The sequence below is a fragment of the Actinomadura sp. NEAU-AAG7 genome (genome assembly GCF_018603865.1).
Classification (GTDB): domain Bacteria; phylum Actinomycetota; class Actinomycetes; order Streptosporangiales; family Streptosporangiaceae; genus Spirillospora; species Spirillospora litoris.
The window spans coordinates 462181-485640 of record NZ_JAHFZY010000006.1 but is presented as its reverse complement, the minus strand read 5'-3'; the positions used below and the strand labels follow the sequence as shown (position 1 = coordinate 485640).

At 72.3% G+C, this 23460-nt stretch carries 29 protein-coding genes; 15 read left to right on the top strand and 14 right to left on the bottom strand.

Annotation, left to right across the window (positions count from 1 at the left end; translation table 11 throughout):
• Nucleotides 1-8: 8 nt before the first annotated feature.
• From KLI87_RS28650 to KLI87_RS28640, 3 genes are all read right to left on the bottom strand, one after another.
• Nucleotides 9-902, bottom strand: a complete 894-nt coding sequence (locus KLI87_RS28650; protein ID WP_214619419.1) for an alpha/beta hydrolase — start codon at nucleotides 900-902, stop codon at nucleotides 9-11.
• A 14-nt stretch (nucleotides 903-916) separates the two neighbouring features.
• On the bottom strand, nucleotides 917-1060 hold the full coding sequence (locus KLI87_RS28645) for a hypothetical protein (RefSeq protein ID WP_214619418.1): 144 nt from the start codon (nucleotides 1058-1060) through the stop codon (nucleotides 917-919).
• A 95-nt stretch (nucleotides 1061-1155) separates the two neighbouring features.
• Complete coding sequence (locus KLI87_RS28640) at nucleotides 1156-2304, bottom strand: MFS transporter (protein WP_214619417.1); 1149 nt, start codon at nucleotides 2302-2304, stop codon at nucleotides 1156-1158.
• A 60-nt stretch (nucleotides 2305-2364) separates the two neighbouring features.
• Between KLI87_RS28640 and KLI87_RS28635 the strand changes: the two genes are divergently transcribed.
• A complete protein-coding gene (locus tag KLI87_RS28635; protein ID WP_308166264.1) occupies nucleotides 2365-2823 on the top strand; it encodes a MarR family transcriptional regulator in 459 nt (152 codons plus the stop codon).
• Between the two features lie 3 nt (nucleotides 2824-2826).
• Here the strand turns inward: KLI87_RS28635 and KLI87_RS28630 are convergent, their stop codons facing one another.
• Nucleotides 2827-3240 carry a nuclear transport factor 2 family protein gene (locus KLI87_RS28630; RefSeq protein ID WP_214619416.1) on the bottom strand — a complete coding sequence of 138 codons (414 nt, stop codon included), beginning with the start codon at nucleotides 3238-3240 and terminating at the stop codon, nucleotides 2827-2829.
• Nucleotides 3241-3383: 143 nt separating this feature from the next.
• Here KLI87_RS28630 and KLI87_RS28625 point away from each other — a divergent pair, with 143 nt between their 5' ends.
• Nucleotides 3384-4334, top strand: a complete 951-nt coding sequence (locus tag KLI87_RS28625; protein ID WP_214619415.1) for a LysR family transcriptional regulator — start codon at nucleotides 3384-3386, stop codon at nucleotides 4332-4334.
• Here KLI87_RS28625 and KLI87_RS28620 read toward each other — a convergent pair.
• Entirely contained in the window at nucleotides 4321-5151 is an 831-nt protein-coding gene (locus tag KLI87_RS28620) for a helix-turn-helix transcriptional regulator (RefSeq protein WP_214619414.1), read from the bottom strand. The two genes, KLI87_RS28625 and KLI87_RS28620, sit on opposite strands and share 14 nt — an antisense overlap.
• A gap of 130 nt (nucleotides 5152-5281) precedes the next feature.
• Between KLI87_RS28620 and KLI87_RS28615 the strand changes: the two genes are divergently transcribed.
• The 4 genes from KLI87_RS28615 to KLI87_RS28600 all read left to right on the top strand — a co-directional run bounded on the left by KLI87_RS28615 (nucleotide 5282) and on the right by KLI87_RS28600 (nucleotide 7811).
• Nucleotides 5282-5722, top strand: coding sequence for a nuclear transport factor 2 family protein (locus KLI87_RS28615; RefSeq protein ID WP_308166263.1), 441 nt, complete (start codon nucleotides 5282-5284; stop codon nucleotides 5720-5722).
• Nucleotides 5722-6585 (top strand): NAD(P)H-binding protein, encoded by an 864-nt coding sequence (locus KLI87_RS28610; RefSeq protein WP_214619413.1) that lies wholly within the window; start codon nucleotides 5722-5724, stop codon nucleotides 6583-6585. Before KLI87_RS28615 ends, KLI87_RS28610 begins: the two co-directional genes overlap by 1 nt.
• A 69-nt stretch (nucleotides 6586-6654) precedes the next feature.
• Complete coding sequence (locus KLI87_RS28605; protein WP_214619412.1) at nucleotides 6655-7290, top strand: RNA polymerase sigma factor; 636 nt, start codon at nucleotides 6655-6657, stop codon at nucleotides 7288-7290.
• Nucleotides 7287-7811, top strand: coding sequence for a hypothetical protein (locus tag KLI87_RS28600; RefSeq protein ID WP_214619411.1), 525 nt, complete (start codon nucleotides 7287-7289; stop codon nucleotides 7809-7811). Before KLI87_RS28605 ends, KLI87_RS28600 begins: the two co-directional genes overlap by 4 nt.
• A gap of 218 nt (nucleotides 7812-8029) precedes the next feature.
• Here KLI87_RS28600 and KLI87_RS28595 read toward each other — a convergent pair whose 3' ends face one another.
• Nucleotides 8030-8626: a hypothetical protein gene (locus KLI87_RS28595; RefSeq protein WP_156216468.1), complete on the bottom strand. Its 597-nt coding sequence runs from the start codon at nucleotides 8624-8626 to the stop codon at nucleotides 8030-8032.
• A gap of 210 nt (nucleotides 8627-8836) precedes the next feature.
• Between KLI87_RS28595 and KLI87_RS28590 the strand changes: the two genes are divergently transcribed.
• From KLI87_RS28590 to KLI87_RS28575, 4 genes are all read left to right on the top strand, one after another.
• Nucleotides 8837-9364, top strand: coding sequence for an RNA polymerase sigma factor (locus tag KLI87_RS28590; protein WP_374225483.1), 528 nt, complete (start codon nucleotides 8837-8839; stop codon nucleotides 9362-9364).
• A 571-nt stretch (nucleotides 9365-9935) separates the two neighbouring features.
• Nucleotides 9936-10526: a DinB family protein gene (locus KLI87_RS28585; protein WP_214619410.1), complete on the top strand. Its 591-nt coding sequence runs from the start codon at nucleotides 9936-9938 to the stop codon at nucleotides 10524-10526.
• A gap of 226 nt (nucleotides 10527-10752) precedes the next feature.
• Nucleotides 10753-11361, top strand: a complete 609-nt coding sequence (locus KLI87_RS28580) for a dihydrofolate reductase family protein (protein ID WP_214619409.1) — start codon at nucleotides 10753-10755, stop codon at nucleotides 11359-11361.
• Nucleotides 11362-11387: 26 nt separating this feature from the next.
• Nucleotides 11388-11789: a VOC family protein gene (locus KLI87_RS28575; RefSeq protein ID WP_242893033.1), complete on the top strand. Its 402-nt coding sequence runs from the start codon at nucleotides 11388-11390 to the stop codon at nucleotides 11787-11789.
• A 112-nt stretch (nucleotides 11790-11901) separates the two neighbouring features.
• Here the strand turns inward: KLI87_RS28575 and KLI87_RS28570 are convergent, their stop codons facing one another.
• A complete protein-coding gene (locus KLI87_RS28570) occupies nucleotides 11902-12852 on the bottom strand; it encodes a LysR family transcriptional regulator (RefSeq protein ID WP_156216472.1) in 951 nt (316 codons plus the stop codon).
• A 126-nt stretch (nucleotides 12853-12978) separates the two neighbouring features.
• On the opposite strand from KLI87_RS28570, the gene KLI87_RS28565 reads away from it, so the two are divergent.
• On the top strand, nucleotides 12979-14238 hold the full coding sequence (locus KLI87_RS28565; protein ID WP_214619408.1) for an MFS transporter: 1260 nt from the start codon (nucleotides 12979-12981) through the stop codon (nucleotides 14236-14238).
• Nucleotides 14239-14250: 12 nt separating this feature from the next.
• On the opposite strand, the gene KLI87_RS28560 is transcribed toward KLI87_RS28565, so the two are convergent.
• Both KLI87_RS28560 and KLI87_RS28555 read right to left on the bottom strand, forming a co-directional pair.
• Entirely contained in the window at nucleotides 14251-14841 is a 591-nt protein-coding gene (locus tag KLI87_RS28560; RefSeq protein WP_250904301.1) for a TetR/AcrR family transcriptional regulator, read from the bottom strand.
• 188 nt (nucleotides 14842-15029) lie between these two features.
• Complete coding sequence (locus tag KLI87_RS28555; protein ID WP_214619407.1) at nucleotides 15030-15635, bottom strand: XRE family transcriptional regulator; 606 nt, start codon at nucleotides 15633-15635, stop codon at nucleotides 15030-15032.
• Between the two features lie 113 nt (nucleotides 15636-15748).
• Here KLI87_RS28555 and KLI87_RS28550 point away from each other — a divergent pair, with 113 nt between their 5' ends.
• Nucleotides 15749-16567 carry an MBL fold metallo-hydrolase gene (locus tag KLI87_RS28550; RefSeq protein ID WP_214619406.1) on the top strand — a complete coding sequence of 273 codons (819 nt, stop codon included), beginning with the start codon at nucleotides 15749-15751 and terminating at the stop codon, nucleotides 16565-16567.
• Between the two features lie 132 nt (nucleotides 16568-16699).
• Here KLI87_RS28550 and KLI87_RS28545 read toward each other — a convergent pair whose 3' ends face one another.
• The 4 genes from KLI87_RS28545 to KLI87_RS28530 form a co-directional block, all read right to left on the bottom strand.
• Nucleotides 16700-17116, bottom strand: coding sequence for a hypothetical protein (locus tag KLI87_RS28545; protein WP_214619405.1), 417 nt, complete (start codon nucleotides 17114-17116; stop codon nucleotides 16700-16702).
• 46 nt (nucleotides 17117-17162) lie between these two features.
• Nucleotides 17163-17747: an isochorismatase family protein gene (locus tag KLI87_RS28540; protein WP_156216477.1), complete on the bottom strand. Its 585-nt coding sequence runs from the start codon at nucleotides 17745-17747 to the stop codon at nucleotides 17163-17165.
• Between the two features lie 98 nt (nucleotides 17748-17845).
• Nucleotides 17846-18598, bottom strand: a complete 753-nt coding sequence (locus tag KLI87_RS28535) for an SDR family oxidoreductase (protein ID WP_214619404.1) — start codon at nucleotides 18596-18598, stop codon at nucleotides 17846-17848.
• Nucleotides 18595-19074, bottom strand: a complete 480-nt coding sequence (locus KLI87_RS28530) for a carboxymuconolactone decarboxylase family protein (RefSeq protein ID WP_250904300.1) — start codon at nucleotides 19072-19074, stop codon at nucleotides 18595-18597. Before KLI87_RS28530 ends, KLI87_RS28535 begins: the two co-directional genes overlap by 4 nt.
• A gap of 221 nt (nucleotides 19075-19295) precedes the next feature.
• Between KLI87_RS28530 and KLI87_RS28525 the strand changes: the two genes are divergently transcribed.
• Nucleotides 19296-20234 carry an RNA polymerase sigma-70 factor gene (locus KLI87_RS28525; RefSeq protein WP_214619402.1) on the top strand — a complete coding sequence of 313 codons (939 nt, stop codon included), beginning with the start codon at nucleotides 19296-19298 and terminating at the stop codon, nucleotides 20232-20234.
• Between the two features lie 30 nt (nucleotides 20235-20264).
• Here the strand turns inward: KLI87_RS28525 and KLI87_RS28520 are convergent, their stop codons facing one another.
• Nucleotides 20265-21236: a helix-turn-helix domain-containing protein gene (locus tag KLI87_RS28520; RefSeq protein WP_214619401.1), complete on the bottom strand. Its 972-nt coding sequence runs from the start codon at nucleotides 21234-21236 to the stop codon at nucleotides 20265-20267.
• Nucleotides 21237-21294: 58 nt separating this feature from the next.
• On the opposite strand from KLI87_RS28520, the gene KLI87_RS28515 reads away from it, so the two are divergent.
• Together KLI87_RS28515 and KLI87_RS28510 are read left to right on the top strand one after the other, a co-directional pair.
• Nucleotides 21295-22473: an MFS transporter gene (locus KLI87_RS28515; protein ID WP_214619400.1), complete on the top strand. Its 1179-nt coding sequence runs from the start codon at nucleotides 21295-21297 to the stop codon at nucleotides 22471-22473.
• Between the two features lie 119 nt (nucleotides 22474-22592).
• On the top strand, nucleotides 22593-23327 hold the full coding sequence (locus tag KLI87_RS28510) for an ATP-binding cassette domain-containing protein (protein WP_214619399.1): 735 nt from the start codon (nucleotides 22593-22595) through the stop codon (nucleotides 23325-23327).
• Nucleotides 23328-23460 lie beyond the last annotated feature (133 nt).

Genomic DNA, 23460 nt, shown 5'->3' with positions numbered 1-23460 from the left:
CGGGCTGGTCACAACCCGAGCCGGGGAGCCACCCACGCGGCCATCCTGCCGATCGCGTCATCGGCCTCCGGCGCCCTCCCCGCGGCCATCTGGAAGGTGTGCTGCATCCCGGGAAAGACGTCCAGCCGCACGTCGACGCCGGCCTTGCGGGCGTGCTCGTCGAGCATGCGTGCGTCGTCCAGCAGCGACTCATCCCCTCCCGCCTGAATGTAGATCGGGCCGAGGCCGGCCAGATCGGCGTACAGCGGGCTCGCCGGCGGGTCGCGGGGATCGCCGCCCTCGCCCAGGAACGTGGCCGCGAGCGTCCGCACGGTCTCGGGGTAGAAGAAGGGGTCCTTCTCCTGGTTGGTCTCGTAGGACTTCCCGGCGGCCTCCATGTCCGTCCACGGCGAGAACGGCATCGCGGCGGCGGGCAGCGGCAGGCCCCGCTCCCGCGCCCGGAGCTGAGCGGTGACCGACAGCGCGCCGCCGGAGGAGTCACCGGTGAAGGCGATGTGGGCGGGGTCGATGCCCTGGTCGAGCAGCCACCGGTAGGCGTCGGCCGCGTCGTCCACCTGCGCCGGGTGGGTGTGGGCGGGGGCCAGGCGGTAGTCGACGACCAGCGCCCGCACCCCGGCCGCCTTGGCCAGATGACCGAACATCTTGCGGTGCGTGTAGAGCGAACCGCCGATGTAGCCGCCGCCGTGCAGGCACAGCAGCACCCGGTCCTGGACCCGCCGTTTGGGCACCAGCCACATCGCGGGCAGGCCGGCCGCCTCCACCTCGATGTAGTCCACCCCTCGCGGTTCGGCGGTGAGGTCTCCCCAGGACTCGCCGTCGGGCTGCTCGGCGTCCGGGCGGACCATCGCCAGCCGCGCCGCCGCCCAGTGCCGCCTGACCGCTTCGGACTGCTTGCTCGCCATCGCCGCTCCTCCGTTCAGGCCGCGCGGTTGTGAAAGGACTCGACGCGCCGGGCGCCGTCCCGCTCGCGGGCGGGCAGGTGCGCCCCCGGCGGGGCCGCCGCGGCCGCCTCGGCGTGGACCTCGTCCAGCACCGCGAGCACCTGTCGTTCATCGGTCATGGTGAGCCTCTTCCGTTCTTTCGGGCGTGCCCTTCACCCGTGCAGACCGCCGTCCGCCCGGAAAGGAATCGCTCGCGCGAGACTCCGGGGAGCGCTCAGCCCGCAGGACGGCGGTCGCGGCGGATCGAGTACAGCGCGATGAGCAGGCCCAGGGCGGTGAGGGCGGCGGCGGCAGGGTAGATGGAGCGCGGTCCCGGGCCGTCGATGAGCCGCCCGCCGAGCCATCCGGCGGACGCGGCGGCGAGCTGGAAACCGGAGGCGTTGACGGCGACGGCCAGGGTCGGCGCGGCCTGGGCGGTGGTCACCACCCGGGTCTGGAGGCCCGGGATGATCGCGAACGCCAGCACGCCGAGGGCGAACCACAGCGCGGCGGACGGCACCCGGTGGACGCCGGCCGTCCAGCCCAGCGCGAGGACGCCCGCCAGCACGGCGAGCAGTCCGGCGAGCGAGGGCATGAGCGCCCGGTCGGCCAGCCATCCGCCGAGGAAGTTGCCGGCGACCGCGCCCGTCCCGTACACCAGCAGCAGGAGCGGCAGCGCGTCCTCGGAGAAGCCGCTGACGTCGGTGGCCAGCGGCGCCAGGAAGCTGAAGACGGTGACGGCCCCGAGGTTGCCCACCGCCGTCAGGGCGATGGCGAGCGCGACGTCCGGACGGGTGAACACGCGCAGCTCGCCGAGCAGCGAACTGATCCTGGGCGCGGGCTGGTCGGGGACGGACCGCAGCACGAGCACCAGGGCGACGGCGCTGAACACCGTGATCGCGGCGAACGGCGCGCGCCAGCCGAGGTGGTGGCCGATGAGCGTGCCGAGCGGGGTGCCCGCGACGATCCCGAGGTTCATGCCGAGGGTCAGCCGCGCCACCGTGGACGCCTGCCTGCCCGGAGGGGCGGTGGCGAGGGCCGTGGAGATCGCGACGGCGAAGAACGTGGCCACGACCAGGCCCGCGACGAAGCGCGAGGCCAGCAGGACCGCGTAGCCGGGGGCCAGGGCGGACGCGGCGTTCCCGGCGATCGAGACGAGGACGAGGCCGCCGACGAGCGGGCGGCGGGGCAGCCGCGCGGTCAGCGTCGTGACCACCGGCCCTCCGACGATCATGCCGAGCGCATAGGCGCTGACCAGCAGGCCCGCCGCCGGGATCGAGACCGACAGGTCGTCCGCGACGTCCGGCAGGATCCCCGCGATGACGAACTCGCCCGTGGTCAGGCCGAAGACCACGAGCATGAGCGAGAAGACCAGAAAGGGCATGCGCGTCCCAAGTGATTCGAGTTCGAATGATTCGAGTCATAACTATCATGACTCGAATCAGTGTCGCTAGACTCGGGGCATGCCGAACAGTCCTTCGCGGTGGCGGGCCCGGTGACGGAGCAGCAGATCGACCGGGAGGTGTGCAAGCTGGTCCACCGGTTCGTCCAGCGGCTTGAGACGCATGTGCGCCGCGCGGCCGACGACCTCGGCCTGACCCCCACCCAGGTGGTGGCGCTGCGGGAGCTGTCGGAGCCGATCACCGCCCGGGAGCTGGCCGACCGGATGTCGTGCGAGGCGTCCAACGCGACCTTCGTCCTCGACCGGCTGGAGGAGCAGGGCCTGGTCGAGCGGCGGCCGCATCCGACCGACCGGCGCGCCAAGCGGATCGTGCTCACTCCCGCCGGTGAACGGCGAAGGGGCGAGGTCCTGGAGCGGCTGGGGACGTACTCGCCGCTGACCGCGCTCAGCGACGTCCAGCAGGAGTCCCTGCGCGACCTGCTCCGCGACCTGGTCGTCTGACGCTCACGCGGGAGCGGCGCGGTCCGGGAAGAGGGCCGCGGCGACGTGCCGGGTGTCGGTGTACTCCACGACGGAGGCGATGCGTCCGTCGCGGACGGTGAAGACCCCGGCGCACCGGTTGTCGTAGACCGTGCCGTGGACCGTCCTGGCCCTGGACGTCCACTCGGCGGCCACGTGGTCGCCTTCGGTGATCGTGCCGAGCAGTTCGATCTCCAAGCTGCCGGGGACCAGCAGCGGTCCCATGCCGCCGAGGAAGTCGTCGATGATCGCCTCGCGGCCCCGCCACACCTGCGAGATGGGCAGGTCGCCCGGATAGTGCCAGGTCGCGTCCTCGGTGAGGCTCGCGTGGACGGTCTCGGCGTCGCCGTCGCGGACGGCCTCGACGTAGCGGACGACGACGGTGCGCGGGTCGGTCATGGTGGTTCTCCTCCGGGTGCCGTTGGGGATTCGCCTGCGTGCTCGGCGGTGCCTCGCGTCCACCCCACCGGGCGCCGTGGGAACCTGGCCAACAACGCGCCCGGTCGGCCGACAACGGATCGTTGTCGCATATGGTCAGGGACGTGGATCTCGACCTGGCGCTGGTCCGCGCGTTCGCCGTGACCGCCGAGACCCTGCACTTCGGTCGCGCCGCCGAGCGGCTGGGCACCAGCCAGCAGGCGCTGTCCAAGCGCGTCGCGCGGCTGGAGGCGCTGCTCGCGGTCGGGCTGTTCGAGCGGGAGGGCGGCGTCCGGCTGACCGGGGCGGGCGAGCGGTTCCTGCCGGTCGCGCGGGAGGCGCTCGCGGCGGGCGAGCGCGCGGTCGCGGCCGTGACGGGCACCGGGGCGGTCGTCCGGATCGACACCTGGGGCCATCTGTACGCGCCGATGCGCACGGTCGCCCAGGCGGCCCGGGAACTCGGCGGGGTCCGGTTGGAGCCGGGGCCGGGACGGGACTGGCCGTCGGTCGCGGCCGCGCTGACACGCGGCGACACCGACCTGGGATTCGGCCGGGTGCATCCGCTGCCGGACGGCCGCGACGCGGGCCTCGCGGTGCGGGTCGTCCGGCTGGAACCGGTGGACGCGGTGGTCAGCGCCTCCCACCCGCTGGCCGACGCCGGCGAACTACGCCCGGCGGACCTGCGCGGCAGCGCGCTGCGGTGCCCGGCCGAACTCGACCGCCTGGACTTCCTGCGCCGCTTCGCCGAGGAGTTCCAGATCACGCGGCGGCAGGACGGTCCCAACCTGGGCCTGGACCACCTTCTCCAGCACGTCCGCGCCGACGCCTCGTGTTTCACGCTGTTCCCCGCCGACGCGCCGCCGCCCGGCGACGCGGGGCTGCGCTCGATCCCGCTCGTCCGGCCGACCCCGCTGTACGCGTGGTCGCTGGCCTGGCGCGGGACGCACCGCCACCCGGGGCTCGACCCCCTCCTGCGCTGTTTCAGCGAACTGGGCCGCGCCAGCCGCTGGCTGGACTACGCCCCCGAGCGCGACTGGCTCCCCGACTCCGACCGCGCGGGACTCACGAACCCATGAGATCGAGCGCGGCCGCGCTCGGGCCGCCCGGTTCCGCCGTGTAGAGGACGAGCCGCAGGTCGGTGCCGGGAACCAGCAGGGTCTGGCAGTCCAGGTCGAGCGGGCCGAACCTCGGGTGGCGCAGGCGCTTGCGCAACGTCGACACGGGACGCACGTCATGGTCGCGCCAACCGGCGGCGAAGTCGGGGCTTTGCGCGGCGAACGCGTTGACCAGCTCGCCCAGCACGCGGTCGGACGGGTAGCGGGCGTGGGCCGCGCGGAGCTGGGCGGCGGACTGCCGGGCGAACTCCGCCTCCGCTCCGGCGGGCGCCGAGCAGAGGGTGCCGCCGAGCCGGATGGACAGCCGCACGGTGTTGCGCTCCCCGGGGGGCAGCGACCCGAAGTCGATGATCAACGCCGCCGCCGCGTCGTTCCAGGCCAGGATGTCCTGCCGCGCGTCGACCAGGTAGGCGGGCAGCGGGGCGAGCCGGTCCAGCAGGCGGCGGGCGTCGTCCGGTACCGGCGTCCGGTCGGGCTCCCTGCCGGAGGGGACCTGCCCGGCCAGCCGCGCCAGGTGCTCGCGTTCCGCGGCGGTGAGCCGCAGCGCCGTGCCGAGCGCGGCCAGCACCTGCGCGGACGGGCGTCGCGCGCGGGCCTGCTCCAGCCGCTCGTAGTAGCTGGTCGAGACCCCGGCCAGCGCCGCGACCTCTTCGCGGCGCAGCCCGGGAGTGCGCCGGGCGCGGCGTCCCGGCGGGTGGACGGCCGTCGCCGGCATCAGCTCCGGGCGCAGCGCCTCCCGCCGGCGGCGCAGGAAGTCGGCCAGTTCACCGCTGCTCACCCGCCCAGGCTGGCACAGGCCGCCCGCCTTAGCCACGGACCGCCGGTCCGGGGCTGGACCGTCCGTTCCCGGGCGGCGGTCACGCGTCCAGTCTGGCCTGGTCATCATCCGCCGACCACCGGAGGACCACGTGTCACGCACTCCCGAGGAGACGTTCCGGCTGCTGCTGGACCTGCTGCTGGCCAAGGACATGGACGCCGTCGCCGACCTGTGGGCGCGGGACGGCGTCGGCGAGTTCCCGTTCGCGACGGGGGCCTCGCCGAGGCGCCTGGCCGGACGGGAGGAGGTCCGCGCCTACCTGTCCGGATACCCGGACCGGATGGACGTGCGGGCGATACCGGCGATCACCGTGCATCGCACCGGGCGTCCCGACACCATCGTGGTGGAGTTCGCGGCCGACGGGCGCACGGTGCGCACCGGCGAGCCCTACCGGCTGGACTACATCTGCGTCGTCACCGTCCAGGACGGTCTGATCACTTGCTACCGGGACTACTGGAACCCGCTGGCCGCCGCAGCGGCGGCGGGCGCGCTGCCCGAGCTGCTCGGCCTGTCGCGTCCGGAGACCCACTGATGGCGGGCGTGCTGGTCACCGGTGGCACCGGCAAGACCGGTCGACCGCTGGTGGACGTGCTGCGCCGCGCGGGAGCGCCGATCAGGGTGGCGAGCCGCCACCCGTCCGCCCATGATCCCGACGCGGTCCGGTTCGACTGGGACGACCCCGCCACCCATGCGGACGCGCTGCGCGGGATGGACCGGATCTACCTGGTGCCCCCGGTGAACAGCGTGGACCCGATGCCCCGGGTCGGCCCGTTCCTGGACGAGGCGGAACGGCTCGGCGTGCGCCGCGTGGTGCTCCTCGGCTCCGCCATCGTGCTGCCGGACGCCCCCGGCCCGCTGGAGCTGGCCGAGCGGATACGGTCCCGGCCCGGGTGGGCCGTGCTGCGCCCGTCCGGGTTCATGCAGAACTTCGTGGGCGCGCATCCGGTGGCCGAACGCATCCGGCGGGACGGTGAGATCCGCACCGCCGCGGGTGACGGACGGCTGGGCTGGATCGACGCGCGGGACATCGCCGCCGCGGCGTCCGCCCTGCTCACCGGCCTTCTCGACCCCGATGGTCCGCGCGACCATCTGCTCACCGGGCCGGCGGCGCTGAGCTACCGGGACGCGGCGGCGATCATCACCGCCCGTACCGGCCGTCCGATCCGTGTGCGGCACATCAGCGTGGACGAGCTGGCAGGGAACTACCAGGCCGCCGGCATCCCGGAGGTGTTCGCCACCGCGCTCGCCGGTGTGGACGCGGGGATCAGGGCCGGCCGGGAGGACCTGGTCAGCACGGCGGTGCTCGACCTGACCGGCCGTCCACCCCGGTCCTTCGCCGACTTCGTCCAGGACCACGCGGGGGAGTGGGCGCGCTCGGCGCCGCCCGGGCGGTGACCCCATCCGGACACCCGCCTCCACCGCGCATAGGCGGAACCTTGGGGCTGTAGGCGGACATAGGGGGGTGTGAACATCTCCGTCGACAGTCCCGGGTTCGGGAGCGCACACGACCGGCCGCGCACCGACGCGGCGCTGTGGTCCGCCGCGGCTGACGGTGACGCCGACGCGTTCGGCGCGTTGTTCGAGCGCCACTCGGACGCGGTCTACAACCACTGCTTCCGCCGCACCGCCGACTGGGGCGTGGCCGAGGACCTCACCTCGCTGGTGTTCCTCCAGGCGTGGCGGCGGCGCCGCGCGGTCGCGATGACCGGCGAGTCGGTGCTGCCGTGGCTGCTGGCGGTCGCCAACAACCTGCTGCGCAACGCCGACCGGATGAGCCGGCGGCAGCGGCGGCTCATGGCGCGGCTGCGGCCCGCCGCCGCGCCCACCGCCGAACCCGGCATCGAGGAGGATCTCGCCGCCCGGCTCGACGACGAGCGCACCATGCGGCGGATCCGGGACGGGTTCGAGCGCCTTCCGGCGGCCGAGCGCGAGGTGCTGTCGCTGGTCGCCTGGGCGGGCCTGTCCTACGCCGACGTCGCCGTCGTGCTGGAGGTGCCGGTCGGCACGGTCAAGTCCAGACTCGCGCGGGCCAGGTCGCGGCTGCGCCAGATGCTTCCCGACGACGCCCTCGACGGCATTCAGGAGAACAGACTGCGATGAACGAGCCCCTGGACGAGACCCCTCTTCCACCGGCGAGGCCGATGCCGCCGCGCCGGCGCGCCGCCCGCGCCGAACTGCTGACCCGGGCGATCACCCGCCGTCCCTGGTCGTGGCGGCGCCGGACGGCGGTCGCGGTGCCGCTCGCCGGCGCCGTCGCGCTCGGCACCACCGGCGCCTTCGCCTTCGTCGCCCACAAGGAGCCCGCCGCGCAGCGGAACATCATCCGCTGCTACAGCACCAGCAAATGGGACGACAACGGCTTCTACAGCGAGGTCGCCAAGGCGGTCCCCGCCGGTGAGGGCGTCGGGTCCACCGCGATCGGCGATGTGCTCGACGCCTGCGCGACGCTGTTCCGGCAGGGGTTCCTGCGGGAGGGGGAGGCCCGGCTGCACGACGAGACCGACGGCGCGGCGACCCGCCCGGTGCCGAGGCTGGCCGCGTGCGTCCTGCCGTCCGGGCAGGTCGCGGTCTTCCCGAACGCCACATGCCGCCAGCAGGAACTGCCGGACCTGGCCGACTAGGAGTTGAGGGCTTGCCATTCGCGAGGGCCGGCAAGCCGCCCCCGACTTCGCCACCGCCCTCAGATACCACCGTCTTCTCGAAACCCTCCTACGCGCCGATACCGACCACACTCCCATCCCCCCGGTGGAATGAACTGTGATCCAAAGGCGCGGAGCCATGGCGTTCGCCATGGCTCCGCGCCGAGGTCATCCGGCACGGCCGGCTTCAAAGAAGCCGATCAGATCCATTTGATCGAGGACGTTCTGTCGTTCATGGCGTCGCCGATGTAGGAGGTGGTGTTCCGGTAGCCGGTGCTGGAGCCCTGGAAATTGATGTCCTCCCAGTGGTTGCTCTGGCAGTCGGCGTAGTTCCGGAACGAGGAGATCCGGTCGTTCCACCATCCGCTGACGTTGGCCGCCTGCCAGTCCACGTCGCTGGAGTTGTCACAGCCGGCGGACGTCTCCCACGTCAGTGAATTCCCCTTGAAGTCCGCGTGCTCGAAGGAGATCTCGATAACGGTCGAGGCTATTGCGGCTGACCGCCGGTTCGTCTTCGCGAGGGCGTTCAAGCGACCGTTGAAGCCCTTGTCGGCCACGGCGGATCGTGCGTTACGCGGAGCGTTGGCGATTTTACCGTTGGTGGCGTCACTGATGGCCTCGGTAAAGGTGGCATAGCAGCTCACGCGACCGGATTCGGTCAGGTGGACGACGCAGTGCCGGACGGGGGACGAGGCCGCGCCGGACGACGGCGACGGCGCCGCGCTCGCCGCGGGCTGGGCGAGGAGAGCGCTGGTCGCGGCCACGGCGGTGGCGGCTGTGAGCAGGATGGAGCGCATCGGTTGGTCGACCTCCAGGAATCGGATCTGCTGTTGGCTCGGATCTCGTTCTGGGATGCACGGGATAGGGGTTTTCCACGATGGTCGCGCCGCCGGGACATCAGTAGCTTTCGGCTACCCGTCAAGGAAACCGTTGACCGGCCGCACCGTCTACACGCATCGCCCGCCGCCGTTCGCTGCATCGGCGGCCAAGATCTTTGGATGTGCTCCGTGGACCGAGACTTCGACGATGGCTTCTCCACCTACGTCAAACAGGTCAGACCCGAGCTGCGACGGAGGGCGTTCTTACTCTGCGGCGACTGGTTCGAGGCCGACGACCTGACTCAGAAGACCCTGGTCAAGGTGTTCCTCCAGTGGCCGCGCCTGGACAACCGCGAAAAGCTGACCGGTTTCACACGCACGGTCATGGTCCACATCTACATCAGTGAACGCCGGGCCGCCCGCTGGACGCGGGAGGTGCTCGCGGACCGCGACCCCGAACCCGCGCCCTGTGATCAGCACCCTTTCGACCACCAGCCATTGCTGTCCGCGTTGGACAGGCTCGCCCACCGGCAGCGCGCGACCATTGTGCTGCGTTTCTGGGAACAACTCAGCGTGCGTGAGATCGCGGACGTCCTCGGTTGCGCTCCGGCCACGGTGCGCAGCCAGACCTCGCGCGCGCTGGCCACCCTCCGTTTCCTCCTGCGACGCGATTCCCCCTTCCGCAGCGACGGGGGCCAGGACCTGATCCGAAGTTGACGCATCCATGAGCGAGTCCCCGCACACCCCGCCCTGCGACCGCCGAAACGAGGGGGCGATCGAACGGATAATGGCGAGGCTCTTCCGCGAGTTCCGCGCGTCGCCTCCTCCGCCTCCCGAGCGCAGCGACGACGAACTGATCGCCGACATCCGCGCCGCCTGCCGAGGTAAGAAGCCGCCTCAGAACGATGATCTTGGTTCTGGGCACTGACGATCTGTCGGGCGCAAGCCGGGGTCTGGGCGGGATGGCTGGTGTCCTGTACAAGGCGGCCAGGCCCGCACCCGGGTGGATCGGCTGATGGCCTCGACGATCCACCCGGGCGACGCAGATGCCCGATGACGACGACGTCTTGGACCAGACCACCGGCGTCCGCGCGGCGGCGGCGACTGACCAGCAGGAGCCCGAGGATGCGCCGCCGAGACGTGGACGACGCGATCAGGTATTCGGTCGACGACGGGATCAAGTGGCACGTTATCGCGAATATGCAGTAACGATCACCTCCCCGTCGCCCCCGGAGGCGTGTGGCCGTGGCTCGCCAGGCTGTCGGTGTGAGATGACAGACTGCCCGGCATGACCGGACCGGATCCCAAGGCAGACCTTCGGCATTATTTGCAGGCTGGACGTGACGCCTTGGTGTGGAAGATCGAGGGGCTCTCGGAGTACGACATCCGTCGTCCGGTCACACCGACCGGCACCAACCTGTTGGGGCTGGTCAAGCATGTGGCCAGCATGGAGTTGGTCTACTTCGGCGATACCTTCGGTCGGCCGTCCGGTGAGGCTATGCCCTGGTTCGCCGAGGACGCCGAAATCAACGCGGACATGTGGGCGACGGCCGATGAGTCCCGCGATCAGATCATCGGACTGTATCGCCGGGCGTGGATGCACTCTGACACCACGATCGACGCGTTGGCGCTGGACGCGGTCGGTCAAGTGCCGCATTGGCCGGCCGGGCGGAGTGAGGTGACGCTGCACCGGATCCTGGTGCACCTGATCGCTGAGACCGATCGGCATGCCGGTCACGCCGACATCGTCCGGGAACTGATCGACGGAGCCGCCGGGTTGAGCGTCGGCAAAGACAGCATGGCGTCCGGCGACAAGGCTTGGTGGGAGGACTACCGGGATCGGCTTGAGCGCGTGGCAAGAGAAGCCGGTCAGCGCTGAGCGTGCCCCCGATCATGGATTGCCTCCTGGCGTGCGGCGCGAGGCGCGGTGAGGGAGACGAAGGCGCTGTCGCCGCCGAGTCGGTTGGGGTTGGACCTGCTGGGGTGGTGAGCTCGGAGAGGCTCTTGGAACCCCTGGCGGATCACATCTGGCCGCGACCGATGAGTTCTCCGCCCGCCCGTGGTCTCTCCTGGTACAACGACATGATCGACGCGGCGGAGGCGAGATGGGCAAGGTTGTCGCGCAGGCATCGGTGTCTCTGGACGGGTTCATCGCGGGGCCGGGCGGTTCGGGTTTCGACCGCTTGTTCGCGTGGTGCACCGCTGGGGATGTGGCGACGCCGTCGGCGCAACCCGACCGGCTCACGTACCGCACCTCGGCCGGGACGGCGGGCTATCTGCGCGACACGATGGCGCGCACCGGGGCCCTGGTGGTCGGCCGAGGCCAGTTCGATCTGACCGGTGGATGGGGCGGGTCGCATCCGATCGGGGACGTGCCCGTGTTCGTGGTGACCCACCGGCCACCGGCGGGGTGGGTGAATACCGTCACCCCCTTCACCTTCGTCACCGACGGCGTCGAGTCGGCGGTCCGGCGGGCGGTCGCGGCCGCGGGCGCGCGCGATGTCGGCATCGGCCCGGGAAGCCTGGTCGGCCAGGCCCTGGACCTGGGCTTGCTGGACGAGTTGCGGCTGGACCTCGTGCCGGTCGTGCTCGGCGGCGGTGTACGCATGCTGGACGGCGTCGGGGCGGCGCCGGTCGACTTCGGCGACCCCGAGGTGATCGTCGGCGCCGGGGTGACACACCTGATCTACCGGCGTTTCGTCCCCACCACCTGATCTGTTCTCTACCTGGAGTGTGCGTGATGACGCAGATGAAGTTCGAACTCGTACCCGTGCCGGTCGCCGACGTGGACCGCGCCAAGGCCTTCTACACCGACAAGCTCGGGTTCGCGGTCGACGTGGACGTCGAACCCGTGGCGGGAACGCGGGTCGTGCAACTGACCCCACCGGAGTCGGCGTGCTCGATCTTGTTGAGCTCCGGCCTCCCGGGCATCGCGGAGATGACGCCGGGCTCATTGCGCAGCCTGCATCTGGTGGTCGCCGACGCGCGCGCCACCCGCGCCGAGCTCGCCGCGAAGGGGGTCGAGGTGGGTGAGGTCGACGAGCACGAGGGCGCCATGCTGTTCGTGCCGTTCGCGGACCCCGACGGCAACACCTGGGTGCTCCAGGAGATGCCGTGGCGCTCCGCCGACTTCACGCCCTGACCGTCGCGGCGGGACCGGCAAGCTCGGCCTCCCGCGCTCCTCCGCCGCAGACCGCCTCCCCACCCCGGCGGCCCCGGACGAACTCCCAGGCCAGGCCGCGGAGGCGTCCTGGCTACGGCGCTTCGTCGGCCGCCCATGACGGTGTCCAGACCTCGCCGTCGTGGGCGGCGGACCTCCCGGAGCGCAGGTGGTCGCGCAGCACCGCGAGGGCCGGGTGCGGGTTGTCGCGCCGCCAGATCAGCGAGTGCGGGTAGACCGGTGTCGGATCCCGCAGGTCGACGCGCCGCAGGCCGTGGTCGGCGGGCCAGACCAGGCGCGTCCGCTCGCCGACGAAGGTCGCCAGCGACCGGGAGTCGGCGATGGTGTCCAGCAGCGGCTCGGTGCCGAAGTCGGGACCGGTGATCTCGATGGTCAGCCCGAACGCGGCGGCGAGGTCGTCGTAGTAGGCGGCCCACTCGGTGCCGGGGACGATGCCGGGCATCCAGATCCGGTGCCCGGCGAGCCTCGCGGGCGCGATCGAGCGGGCGGCGGCGAACTCGTGGGACGGCCCGGTCAGCACCTGGATCGGCTCGTCGGAGACCCGGACGGCGCCGATGCCGTCCGGGAGGTGCCGTCCGGGCATGGTGACGGCGCGGAAGGACGCGTCGATCGTCCCGGAGCGGACCGCGTCGACGGCCGCGTCGGCGTCGAAGAGCGTCACGACGTCGAGCTCGATCCCGGGGTGCGCGCGGTGGAAGTCGCGCAGCAGCCCGGCGGGGGCGAGCCGCCGCCCGATCACGTCCACGCGCAGTGCCCGGCGCCCGGGGCGGACGGACGCGACGGCCCGCTCCTCGGCCCGCAGGAGTTCACGCGCGTGGGGGAGGAACGCCTGGCCGTCGATCGTGAGCGTCGCCCCGCGCGCGGCGCGGGTGAACAGCCGCACGGCGAGGGCCTTCTCCAGCGTGGCGACGCGCTTGGAGACGCCCTGCTGGGTGATCGACAGTTCGGCGGCGGCGTCCTGGAACCGTCCCGCGTCGGCGACGGCCACGAAGGCGCGCACGGCATCGAGATCCACGCCGTCCATCCTAGGGGTACAACCATCGGTTGTGCCGAGGGGGGCGATCGGTTGTTTGATCTCGGGGCCCGCCACTCGCTTGGATGCCGGTGGTCGGTGTCTGGGGGGTTCGGATCGGTGCGAGGTGCGTCGGGCATGACGGGTGGGCGGACGCTCGGGCGGCGGTTCGGTTGGCTCTGGGGGGCCTACGCGGTCAGCGCCTACGGGACGGGGTTCGGGTTCGGTGCGTTCCCGCTGATCGCGGTGCTCGTGCTGGACTCCGGGCCGACCCAGGTGGCGGCCCTCGCGGCCGCCGGACGGGCGGTCGGCGCGGTGGTCGCGGTGCCGCTCGGCCCGTGGGTGGAGTTCCACCGCAAACGGCCCGTCATGATCGCGATGGACCTGGTCCGGTTCACGGCGTTGATGAGCGTCCCCGCCGCGTTCGCGCTCGGTCGGCTCGGATTCGTCCAACTCTTGGCCGTCTCGGTCGTTGTCGCGGCGGCCGACATCGCCTTCAAGGCGGCCTGCGGCGCGTACCTGAAGGCGCTCGTGCCACCGGGGGACCTGCTGATCGCGAACGGCCGGTTCGAGTCCACGACCTGGAGCGCGACCGTGGTCGGACCGCCGCTCGGCGGCGCCGCGATCGGGGTCTTCGGCCCGGTGGCGACCGTGGTCGCCGACGCGGTGAGCTACCTGCTCTCCGCGCTCGGCCTGCGCGCCGTCGGCGGCGGCGAGCCGCGTCCGGAGCGCGGCGGGGGACCCCGCCTGCGCGCCGGTGACCTCGTCGAAGGGTGGCGGCACATCCTGAGGCACCCGGTGCTGCGCCCGCTGCTGTTCAACACCGTCCTGGCCAACGGCCTCATCATGGCGACCGAGCCGCTGATGGCCGTGCTCATGCTGGGACGGCTCGGGTTCTCGCCCTGGGAGTACGGCCTGGCGTTCGCGGTGCCCTGCGTCGGCGGCCTCATCGGCGCGCGCCTGGCGCACCGGCTCGTGGCGCGGTTCGGACGGCACCCGGTGCTGCTCGCCGCCGGGACGCTGCGCGCGTGCTGGCCGGTCGGGCTGGTGTTCGTCGGCCCCGGCGTCCCCGGGATCGTGCTCGTCATGGTCGTCCAGTTCGGCCTGGTGACCTGCTGCGGGCTGTTCAACCCGGTGGTGGCGACCAGCAGGCTCGACCACACCGCCCCCGGCCGGGTCGCCCGGACCCTGACCGCGTGGTCGGTCAGCAGCAGCGCCGCGATCGCGGCCCTGACCGCCCTGTGGGGCCTGCTGGCCGCGCTGACCAGTCCCAGGACGGCGATCGCGGCCGCCGGTGTCCTCCTCCTGGCCACGCCGCTGCTGCTCCCGCGCCGCGATCACACCGCCGGCACGGAGGCGGGGGAAGCGGCCGACGACCGGGTGATCTCGCGGCGGTAGGGGCGCCTCCCGTCAGGTCGCGGTGGGGTGGATACCGCCGAGAGCGATGTCGAGCAGGCGGTCGGCCTCGGCGGCACCGTCCGGCCGCCGCTCGGTGATCAGGCAGATGCCGGTGACGAGCATGAGCAAGTCCATGATCACGATGTCGGCCCGGACGGCGCCGGCCTCGCGGGCGCGGGCCAGCACCTGCCCGCCCGCCCGCACGATCTTGTCGTGCACGGAGGCGCCGCACGCGTCGTGGCCGCCGGACATCAGCGAGGCGGCCAGGCCCCGGCTGGAGGCGGCGTGGCGGGCGACCGCGCGCAGCCACGCGTCCAGCGCGTCCGCCGGTTCGGGGCCGGCGGCGAGATCGCGGGCGGCGGTGCACAGGTCCTCGGCGGTGTCCTGGAAGACGGCGTCGAGCAGCGCCTGCCGGGACGAGAAGTGCCGGTGCAGGGTCGCCGACCCGACGCCGGCACGGCGGGCGATCTCCTCCAGGGACGCCTCCGCGCCCTGTTCGGCGACGGCCGAGACGGCCGCGCCGAGAATCCGGTCGCGGTTGCGGCGCGCGTCGGCGCGCATCCGCCGCCCGGCCCGGGACGAGGTGACGCTGCCCTCAGGCATGGGACCTCCAACGTGAGAATTCCAAACGGGGCGGCCCTCCATAACGTACTCACCTCCGAGCGGCGCGATGCCCCGTTTGGCGGTTTCGACACTTAAATCACCGCATGCCCGAATGTGAGCGATTGCCGCCACCCGCCCACCTGGCGAGACGTGCCAGGCCGGACGCGCCATGGCCCGGCCGCGGTCGATCAGGTCCTGCGGGAGATGACCATGATGTATTCGCAGGGGGCGTTCGTTCGGTTGGCGAAGCCGTGGTCCGCGTGGGCCTGGAAGAACAGGGAGTCGCCCGCGTCCAGGGTCTCGCTGATCCCGCCGATCGCGACGGTGAGGGTGCCGTCGAGCACCACGATCTGCTTCTCCGTACCGGGGGGATACGCGGGCAGCAGCCCGGTGGAGACCTGCGCGGGGAGGTAGTGGACGACCATCTCGGCGCCTCCCGCGCCCGGGGCCGCTGACACCATGTGCCGCTCGAAGCCGGTCTCCGGATCACGGAAGACGGGGCGTTCGCTCTTGCGCATGACCACGGCCACCCCGGACGCGGCGGCCGGAGCGCCGACCAGGTCCGAGAGCGACGCGCCGAGCGCGTGCGCGATCCTGGACGCGACGCCGATCGTCGGGCTCTTCTCACCGCGCTCGACCTTGGACAGCATCGCCCGGCTGACCGACGACCGCGTGGACAGCTGCTCCAGCGTCAGGCCCGCCTCCTCGCGGCGCCGCCGCACGTTGCCGCCGAACGCGCCGGCCAGGTCGTCGCCCTGCTGCGGTTCGGCCGCGTTTCCGTCCTGCTCGACCACCGTGCTCCTTGATCGCCGGGTACCTCGCAGCCCGCAGTGTAGTGTTTCTTCTAAAGAAGATAGAGTCTTCTATCGGAGATGCACTCTGTGCGCCCAGGATGACGGAGGGTTCCATGCGTTTGATCTCAAGTGGCCGGCACCATGCCACGTTCGACTTCGGCGACCTGCGGGTGGTCTCGCTGCGGGACGGGTACATCGACATGCCGCCGACCCGGCTCCGCGACGAGGACGGGCACACGCTCGACGAGCTGCCGGCGGCCGTCCCGCTGGCCGGCGACAACCTGCGGTTGTCGGTCAACGCCTTCTTCGTCACCGACGGCACGCGGTCGGTTCTCATCGACACCGGCGCGTCCAACGTCTGGCACGACCCCACCATGGGATTGATCTACGACGCGCTCGACGAAGCGGGCATCGACCGCGCGCAGATCACCGATGTCGCCATCACCCACAGGCACGAGGACCACGTGAGCGGTCTGATCGCGCCGGACGGCTCAGAGGCGTTCAGCGAACTCGAACGGGTGTGGATCGGCGCGGCCGACACCTCGGTGTTCACGGGACGGCTCGCGCCGCTCCGCGACCGGGTCGTACCCGTGTCGGAGCAGATCGCGATCAACGACTGGACGACCGCGGTCCCGACGCCGGGCCACACGCCCGGTCACACGGTCTACGAGGTCAGGAGCAGCACCGGCCGCCTTCTCGCCTGGGGCGACACCGTGCACGTTCCGACACTCCAGTTCGACCAGCCGAAGGTGTCCTGGGAACTCGACGGCGACCAGCCCCAGGCCCGCGCCGCGCGGGCGGCCCTCCTCGAACAACTGACCCGGCCGAACCATTTCGTGGCCGGCGCCCACCTCGATTCACCCGGCATCGCCCGCGTGGCCCCGTCCGGCGACGGATTCACGCTGGAATACCTCGCGCCGGCGATCGGCTGATCGAGCCCGCCGGCCCCGAACCACGCTCACGATCTCGGCCAAAAGGGGCAAGCCCGCCTTGGCCGGCCTCGGAACCGTTACCGGTTGCGGGGCCGGCGGCAAGGGCGGGCCAGATGTTTCGGGATCCCCAGGTCAGTCGGCCGCGCGGGGCCCCCACACCCGTGCCACCAGGACGGCGCCCGCGCCGAACAGCGCCACCCCGAGGGGCACGTGGACCGCGACGTCGCCGCCGGCGCCGACGATGAACTGGACGCTGATCAGCAGGACCATCGACACGGTGACGACCAGGTAGCGCGCCGAGCCGTGACCCACCCGCCACACCAGAAGCGCGGCGACGAACTGGAGGACCATCGCGAACGAGACGACGGCGGCGGTGGTGTGGTGCAAATCGCGGGGACCCTCGTTCGACAGGAGCAGGCCGGCGGTGATCGCCTGCGTCAGCAGCGCGGTGGCCAGGAACAGCGTGGTCGCCTTCAGCAGGCCGAAGAACCGGGGAATCGGGGTGTGCTCCGTGTGAGCCGGAGAACGCGGCCGGGCCGACGTTGACATGGGATCGCTCCTTGGTGGTCTCTGGGACGGTCGGCGCCGCGCGGCGTCAGGCGCGGGTCTTGGCCAGCAGGTCGATGACCTCGGCGGTGGTGGCGCTCTCACCGAGGAGCGGGAAGATCCGTTCGGTGCTGTTGCGATGCGCCTCCGCGTGCAGGTCGGTCATGGCGTCGGTCACCAGCGTGACGTTGTAGCCGTGTTCGTAGGCGGCGCGGGCGGTGGACTCCACGCCGATGCTGGTGGCGATCCCGGCCAGCACGACCTGGGTGACGCCGCGGCGGCGCAGTTGCAGGTCGAGATCGGTGCCGTAGAACGCGCCGAAGGAGCGCTTGGTCACGGTGATGTCGTCGGGGTGGCCGGCGAGGTCTTCGACGATGACGTCCCAGCCCGCGGGCAGGGGGCCGGGCGGGCGCGGAGTCTCGGTGCGTCCCGGAGCGGCATCCGATCCGTCCGCCCGCGCCGTGACCCGGACCAGGACGACCGGGGCCTTGCGAGCGCGGAAGGCGTCGGCCAGTTCGACCGCACGGGCCACCACCTCGGCGCCGGTGAGGGGTGCGGCGGGACGGGCGACGATGGCGTTCTGCAGATCGATGAGGACGAGCGCGGTCGTGGCGTCGATCGTGGTGACGGGCATGAACGGGTCTCTTTTCGAGGTGAGGTCGTCGGGGGATGGCCCTCGTTCTCGGTGCCGTTGGAGCTCCGGGAACGAGGCCGGGCCATGATGCGGCCGGGTCAGGGCTGGGTGTCGAGCCACTCCTGGAAGGTGGGGCCGGCGAGGACGGCGTGCGGGCCGGGCAGGAACCCGCCCTCGGCGGCGATCTCGGCGTCGGGCATGCCCGAGCCGTCGACACTGACGACCTTCACGCCCCGGCGGGCGCCGAGGAGCGCCGCCGCTTCCGCCATGGTCTCCGTGCGGGGCCCGGCGATCTCGGGGATAGGCGCACCGGGAGCGGGCGCTCCCGGCTCAAGCGCCAGGTCGACCAGTTCCTCGGCCACGGCGCGGCAGGCCACGAGTTGGGTGGGCAGCGCCGGGACGTAGGCGACCTCGCCCTGCCTCCAGTCCAGGAACTGCCCGACGAATTCGTGGAACTGCGCGGCCCGGAGGATGCGGACAGGGAGCGGGCCGGACAGGAGGAGTTCCTCGTGCGCCTTCTTGGCGGCGACGAACCCGGCGGTCGCCCTGTCGGCACCGATGATGGACGCCACGACGATCCGTGCGACCCCCGCCTTCCCGCCGTACTCGTGCAGGTTGGAGGCCGACGTGGTGAAGAACTCCGTGGCGGCCTCCTGGTCGGAGGCGTGCCACGAGGCGACCTCGATGATGACCTCGGCCCCCGTGAGCGCCTCGGCGAGGCCCTCGCCGGTGACGATGTCCACGCCGGTGGCCCTGGACATCGGAACGGTCTGGTGCCCTCGTTCGGTGAGGACGTCGACGACGTGGCGTCCCAGCCGGCCGGTCGCTCCCGCCACTGCGAATCTGCTCATTGCCGTTGCCCTTCTTGGACGCTGTAGTTCTGACCGGGAGGCATGCCGGGGATCGGTTTGGCGATGAGCGCCGCGGAGGTGAAGAAGCCGATGTGGGCGATCGCCATGATGAGCGTCCAGAGCGCCTTGTCGTCGTAGTGCTCGGCCGCCTTGGCGTGCAGTTCGTCGGGGACGCGCTCCCCGGACGGGGACGGCGTGAGGACCGCCTCCACGAGTTCGAGCGCGATTCGTTCGGCGGCGGTGTAGTACGTGGCGTCCTGCCAGGTCGCCACGGCGGTGATGCGCTCCTCCGGTTCCCCGATCTCACGGAGGTTGGCGGTTTCACGAATGGTGAGGTACGTGCTGCCCAGGATCTGTCCCGCGCGGAGCTGCATCAGGCTGACGGTGGCCCGTGGAACAACGCCGTTCTGAATGACCTTGTGCAGGGGTCCTGCGATCTCGACCAATTCGGGGAGGAACTGGATGGGCTCCGGCATGCGCGACCGCAGGTCCTTCTGCTCGGCCGGGGGGAGTGCGGGCATGGTCTTCCTTCTCTCAGGTTCAACTCAGGGCGTCCTGCCGAACACGAGACGCCGCCACCCCCGGCGCCGTAACAGCGTGGTCGTGTGACGTAGGCCACCGGGCACCGGTGTTATGAAGCGGGGAGGGCCGACGTCTAGTGCGTGACGCAGGGGGTACGAACGAACAGGAGTCGGGCATGGACGAGCGCGGCGAACGATCCACGGGCGCGGCCGGGCCGTACGACGGTGCCGACCGCATGGACGCGGCCACCGAGGCGTTCGTCGCGCACCGCAACCTGCTGTTCACCGTCGCCTACGAGATGCTCGGCTCGGCGACCGACGCCGAGGACGTCCTCCAGGAGAGCTGGCTGCGGTGGGTGGAGGTCGATCTGGACGCCGTCCGGGAGCGGCGGGCCTACCTCGTGCGGATCGTCACCCGAATGTCGCTCGACCGGCTGCGCGCGCTCGGCCGGCGCAAGGAGTCCTACGTCGGCCCCTGGCTGCCCGAACCGCTGCTGACCACGCCCGACGTGGCCGAGGACGTCGAGCTCGCCGACAGTGTCTCGATGGCGATGCTGCTGGTCCTGGAGACGCTCCAGCCGACCGAACGAGCGGTGTTCGTGCTGCGCGAGGTGTTCGGTCTCGAATACGAGGAGATCGCCGAGGCCGTCGGCAAGAGCCTCGCCGCGGTCCGCCAGATCGCCTACCGCGCCCGCGCCCACGTCGCCGCCCGCCGTCCCCGCGGCGTCGCCTCCCCGGCCGAGACCCGGACCGCGCTCCAGGCGTTCCAGCGGGCGGTCGAAACCGGCGACCTGCAAGATCTGCTCGACATCCTCGCACCTGACGTCGTCGCCCTCAGCGACGGAGGCGGAGTCAAACACGCCCTGTTGCGCCCCGTCGTGGGTGCCGGCAACGTCGCGCGCCTCCTGGCCGTCGGCTGGTGGAGGCGCGACGCCGAGAGGTCGGTCGAGCTCGTCCAGATCAACGGGGGCCCGGGCCTGCTCGTCCGCGTCGATGGAAAGGTCGACGGCGTGGTGGCGGTGCGCCTGGAGGACGGCTACGTCACCGGCGCCTACCACGTCCGCAACCCCGAGAAGCTGTCACGCGTGGAACGGGAAACCCCCGTGAGCCGATGAAGTGACCACGGCCAGCGAATCGAGGGGTGTTCAGCCGTCCTGCTGGGCCGTGACCAGGACGTCCCCGGCGGCCGTGCGGTAGTAGAGCACCGAGCGGCCCGTCCGCCGCCGTGCGACCAGGCGCGCGTCCAGCAGCACCCGCAGGTGGCGGCCCACCGACCCGAGGCCCTGGCCGGTCAGCGCGACGAGTTGCGTCGTGCTCTTGGGGGTGTCGAGCAGGATGAGGACGCCCGCGCGTCCCGCGCCGAGCAGTCGGCCGAGCGCCTCGGGCACCGGGCCCTCCGCCTCGGCCAGGGTGCCCGAGCACGGGTAGACGACCGCGAGGTGGCGCCATGACGCGTCCCAGGCGACCCAGGCGTACCGGTGCGTGACCGGGACGAACATCAGCCGGGCCCCCGACACGGAGCGCGGCGGGTAGTCGTGGGTGTTGACCTGGAGGCGGCTCTCGCCGAGCCAGCGCATGCCGGGGCGCAGGCCGTCCAGGGCCCCGGCCCAGCCGTCGCGGCTGAGCTGCGCGGTGCGCGCCAGGACGTCGGCCTCGATGATCCGGCGCCGCCGGGGCCAGGAGGGCAGGACGGTGTGCGTCCACACCCATTCCAGGATTCCGGCGGTACGTTCGGGTAGGTCGTCGCGGTGCAGCTCGGGCGGCAGCGGGCCGCCGAGCGAGACCGTCAGGTGCTCGCGCGCCTCGTCCGGCGGAGTCTCGCGGATGGGCCGCAGCTCCTCGGCGAAGCTCGCCTCGCCCTCGTGGACGGGCGGGGGAGTGAGGTAGTCGGCGTTCCAGGTCGCGCCGAGCGCCGCCCGGACGGTCAGCGCGGTCAGCGGATCACCGGCCAGCCGCTCCCGGTAGGCGGGCAGGTGCAGATCGAGCCACGCGCGCTCGGCCGGATGCGCCGCGGTGGCACGTTCCAGAGCCTTCAGCGTCGCGATCGTCTCGGCCAGCGGGGACACCACGAACCGGCTGCCCGCGAGCGTGTCGGTATTGATCTCCCACAACCCCATGTTTCGCCCCCCTGCGAAACTTTACCGGCTGGTCCGCCCCGCCCCGGAGACTCCCGGAATGCGCACGTACTCGGAACTCTTCCGGACCCCGGAGTTCACCCCGCTGTTACTGACGTCGGCCGCGCAGGTCGCGGCGCAGACGGTGAGCGGCCTGGCCCTCGGCACCATGGTCTACGACCGGACCGGGTCGCCGCTGCTGTCCTCGCTGGCGATGTTCGGGCAGCCGCTCGCCCAGCTCATCGGCGCGACCACGCTGCTGTCGGCGGCCGACCGGCTGCCCCCGCGCGCGGCGCTGGCCGGGCTGGGCCTGCTGTTCGGTCTCGGCACCGCGGCACAGGCGGTCCCGGGGATGCCGGTGTGGGGGGTGTTCGCGCTGATCCTCGGCCTCGGCATGGCGGCCTCGCTGGGCGGCGGCGTGCGCTACGGCCTGCTCAACGAGGTGCTCGAACGGGACGGCTACCTGCTCGGCCGCTCGGTGCTGAACATGTCGGCCGGAACGATGCAGATCGTCGGATTCGCGCTCGGCGGCGCCCTGGTGGCCGCGCTGTCGGCGCGCGGGACGCTGCTGACCGGCGCGGTCCTGTACGCGGGGGCGGCGGCGGTCGCCCGGTTCGGGCTGACGCGCCGTCCGCCGCGCGCGTCCGGCCGGGCGTCGGCGACCGAGACCTGGCGCAACAACGCGCGGTTGTGGTCGTCGCGGCCGCGCCGCTACGTCTACCTCGCGCTGTGGGTGCCCAACGGGCTGATCGTCGGCTGCGAGTCCCTGTTCGTCCCCTACGACCCCGAGCACGCGGGCACGCTGTTCGCGTTCGGCGCGGTCGGCATGCTGGCGGGGGACACGCTGACCGGGCGGTTCGTCCCGCCGCGGTGGCGGGCCAGGCTCGACGCCCCGCTGCGGCTGCTGCTCGCCGCGCCGTTCCTGGTCTTCGCCCTGGAGCCGGCGCTGCCGTTCGCGCTCGCGGCGGTCGCCGTCGGCGCGTTCGGGTACTCGGCGACGCTGCTGCTCCAGGACCGGCTGATGGCCCTCACCCCGGACGAGTTGAGCGGGCACGCGCTCGGCCTGCACTCCTCCGGCATGCTCGCCATGCAGGGCGTTGGGGCGGCGCTCGCGGGCGCCGTGGCGGAGTGGACGTCGCCGTCGACGGCGATCACGGTGATGGCCGCCGCGTCCGTCGCGGTCACCTTCGCGCTGGCGCCCGGCCTGCGCGTCCGGCCGGCGGCCGCCACCCCGGCGTGAGACGTGCGTTCGGGCGGATGTGGCAGACTCGATGACATGCCCACGCCCCGGATCTCCTAGCTCAGGCACAGGCCTCCACGCCACACGTGTGTCCCTGAGCCTTTCCGGAGCGTCATCCCATGCTTGCCTTCCGTGGCGTCGACGTGCGCGTCGGCCCCCGCCTCCTGCTGGCGGACGTCACCGCCCACATCGCCCCCGGCGTCCGCATCGGCCTGGTCGGCCGTAACGGCGCCGGGAAGAGCACCCTCATGCGCGTCCTGGCGGGCGAGGTCGCGCCCGCCGCCGGGACCGTCACGCGCACCGGCCCCGTCGGGTACCTGCCGCAGGACCCGGCGGCGGCCGCCCCGTCCGTCTCCGTCCAGGACCGCGTCCTGTCCGCCCGGGGCATGGACGAGGCCGTCCGCGCGCTGCGGGCCGCCGAGGCCGCGCTCGGCGAGGGCGGCGAGCGGGCGATGCGCCGCTACGTCCGCGCCGAGGCCGAGTTCCAGGCGTGCGGCGGGTACGCCGCCGAGGCCGAGGCCGCGCGGATCGCCGCGGGTCTGGGCCTGCCCGCCGGCGCGCTCGCCCGGCCGATCGGTTCGCTGTCGGGCGGGCAGCGGCGCCGGGTGGAGCTGGCGCGCGTCCTGTTCGGCGAGCGCGGCACCCTGCTGCTGGACGAGCCGACCAACAACCTCGACCCCGCGTCCCGCGCGGAGGTCCTCGCGGCGGTCGGCGGGTACCGGGGTGCGGTCGTGATGGTCACGCACGACGAGGAGGCGGTCGAGGCGCTGCGTCCCGGCCGCGTGCTCCTGCTGCCCGACGGCGTCGAGGACCACTGGAACTCCGGCTACGCCGACCTGGTCGCCCTGTCCTGAGGGCGCCGCGCTGGCCCGGCCTGTCCCAGGAATGGCAACAGAAGTTGTCGATTCCCCGCCGGGATCCGCACCATCGGGGCCGGAGGCGCTCCGCCTCCGGCGCCCGTGCGGCGCACCGCCCCCCAGCGAGGAG

Coding starts and splice junctions, on each gene's coding strand:
- KLI87_RS28650 (WP_214619419.1), bottom strand. CDS start 902: ATGGCGAGCAAGCAGTCCGAAGCGGTCAGGCGGCACTGGGCGGCGGCG.
- KLI87_RS28645 (WP_214619418.1), bottom strand. CDS start 1,060: ATGACCGATGAACGACAGGTGCTCGCGGTGCTGGACGAGGTCCACGCC.
- KLI87_RS28640 (WP_214619417.1), bottom strand. CDS start 2,304: ATGCCCTTTCTGGTCTTCTCGCTCATGCTCGTGGTCTTCGGCCTGACC.
- KLI87_RS28630 (WP_214619416.1), bottom strand. CDS start 3,240: ATGACCGACCCGCGCACCGTCGTCGTCCGCTACGTCGAGGCCGTCCGC.
- KLI87_RS28610 (WP_214619413.1), top strand. CDS start 5,722: ATGGCGGGCGTGCTGGTCACCGGTGGCACCGGCAAGACCGGTCGACCG.
- KLI87_RS28600 (WP_214619411.1), top strand. CDS start 7,287: ATGAACGAGCCCCTGGACGAGACCCCTCTTCCACCGGCGAGGCCGATG.
- KLI87_RS28595 (WP_156216468.1), bottom strand. CDS start 8,626: ATGCGCTCCATCCTGCTCACAGCCGCCACCGCCGTGGCCGCGACCAGC.
- KLI87_RS28585 (WP_214619410.1), top strand. CDS start 9,936: ATGACCGGACCGGATCCCAAGGCAGACCTTCGGCATTATTTGCAGGCT.
- KLI87_RS28580 (WP_214619409.1), top strand. CDS start 10,753: ATGGGCAAGGTTGTCGCGCAGGCATCGGTGTCTCTGGACGGGTTCATC.
- KLI87_RS28575 (WP_242893033.1), top strand. CDS start 11,388: ATGACGCAGATGAAGTTCGAACTCGTACCCGTGCCGGTCGCCGACGTG.
- KLI87_RS28570 (WP_156216472.1), bottom strand. CDS start 12,852: ATGGACGGCGTGGATCTCGATGCCGTGCGCGCCTTCGTGGCCGTCGCC.
- KLI87_RS28565 (WP_214619408.1), top strand. CDS start 12,979: ATGACGGGTGGGCGGACGCTCGGGCGGCGGTTCGGTTGGCTCTGGGGG.
- KLI87_RS28560 (WP_250904301.1), bottom strand. CDS start 14,841: ATGCCTGAGGGCAGCGTCACCTCGTCCCGGGCCGGGCGGCGGATGCGC.
- KLI87_RS28550 (WP_214619406.1), top strand. CDS start 15,749: ATGCGTTTGATCTCAAGTGGCCGGCACCATGCCACGTTCGACTTCGGC.
- KLI87_RS28545 (WP_214619405.1), bottom strand. CDS start 17,116: ATGTCAACGTCGGCCCGGCCGCGTTCTCCGGCTCACACGGAGCACACC.
- KLI87_RS28540 (WP_156216477.1), bottom strand. CDS start 17,747: ATGCCCGTCACCACGATCGACGCCACGACCGCGCTCGTCCTCATCGAT.
- KLI87_RS28535 (WP_214619404.1), bottom strand. CDS start 18,598: ATGAGCAGATTCGCAGTGGCGGGAGCGACCGGCCGGCTGGGACGCCAC.
- KLI87_RS28530 (WP_250904300.1), bottom strand. CDS start 19,074: ATGCCGGAGCCCATCCAGTTCCTCCCCGAATTGGTCGAGATCGCAGGA.
- KLI87_RS28525 (WP_214619402.1), top strand. CDS start 19,296: ATGGACGAGCGCGGCGAACGATCCACGGGCGCGGCCGGGCCGTACGAC.
- KLI87_RS28520 (WP_214619401.1), bottom strand. CDS start 21,236: ATGGGGTTGTGGGAGATCAATACCGACACGCTCGCGGGCAGCCGGTTC.
- KLI87_RS28515 (WP_214619400.1), top strand. CDS start 21,295: ATGCGCACGTACTCGGAACTCTTCCGGACCCCGGAGTTCACCCCGCTG.
- KLI87_RS28510 (WP_214619399.1), top strand. CDS start 22,593: ATGCTTGCCTTCCGTGGCGTCGACGTGCGCGTCGGCCCCCGCCTCCTG.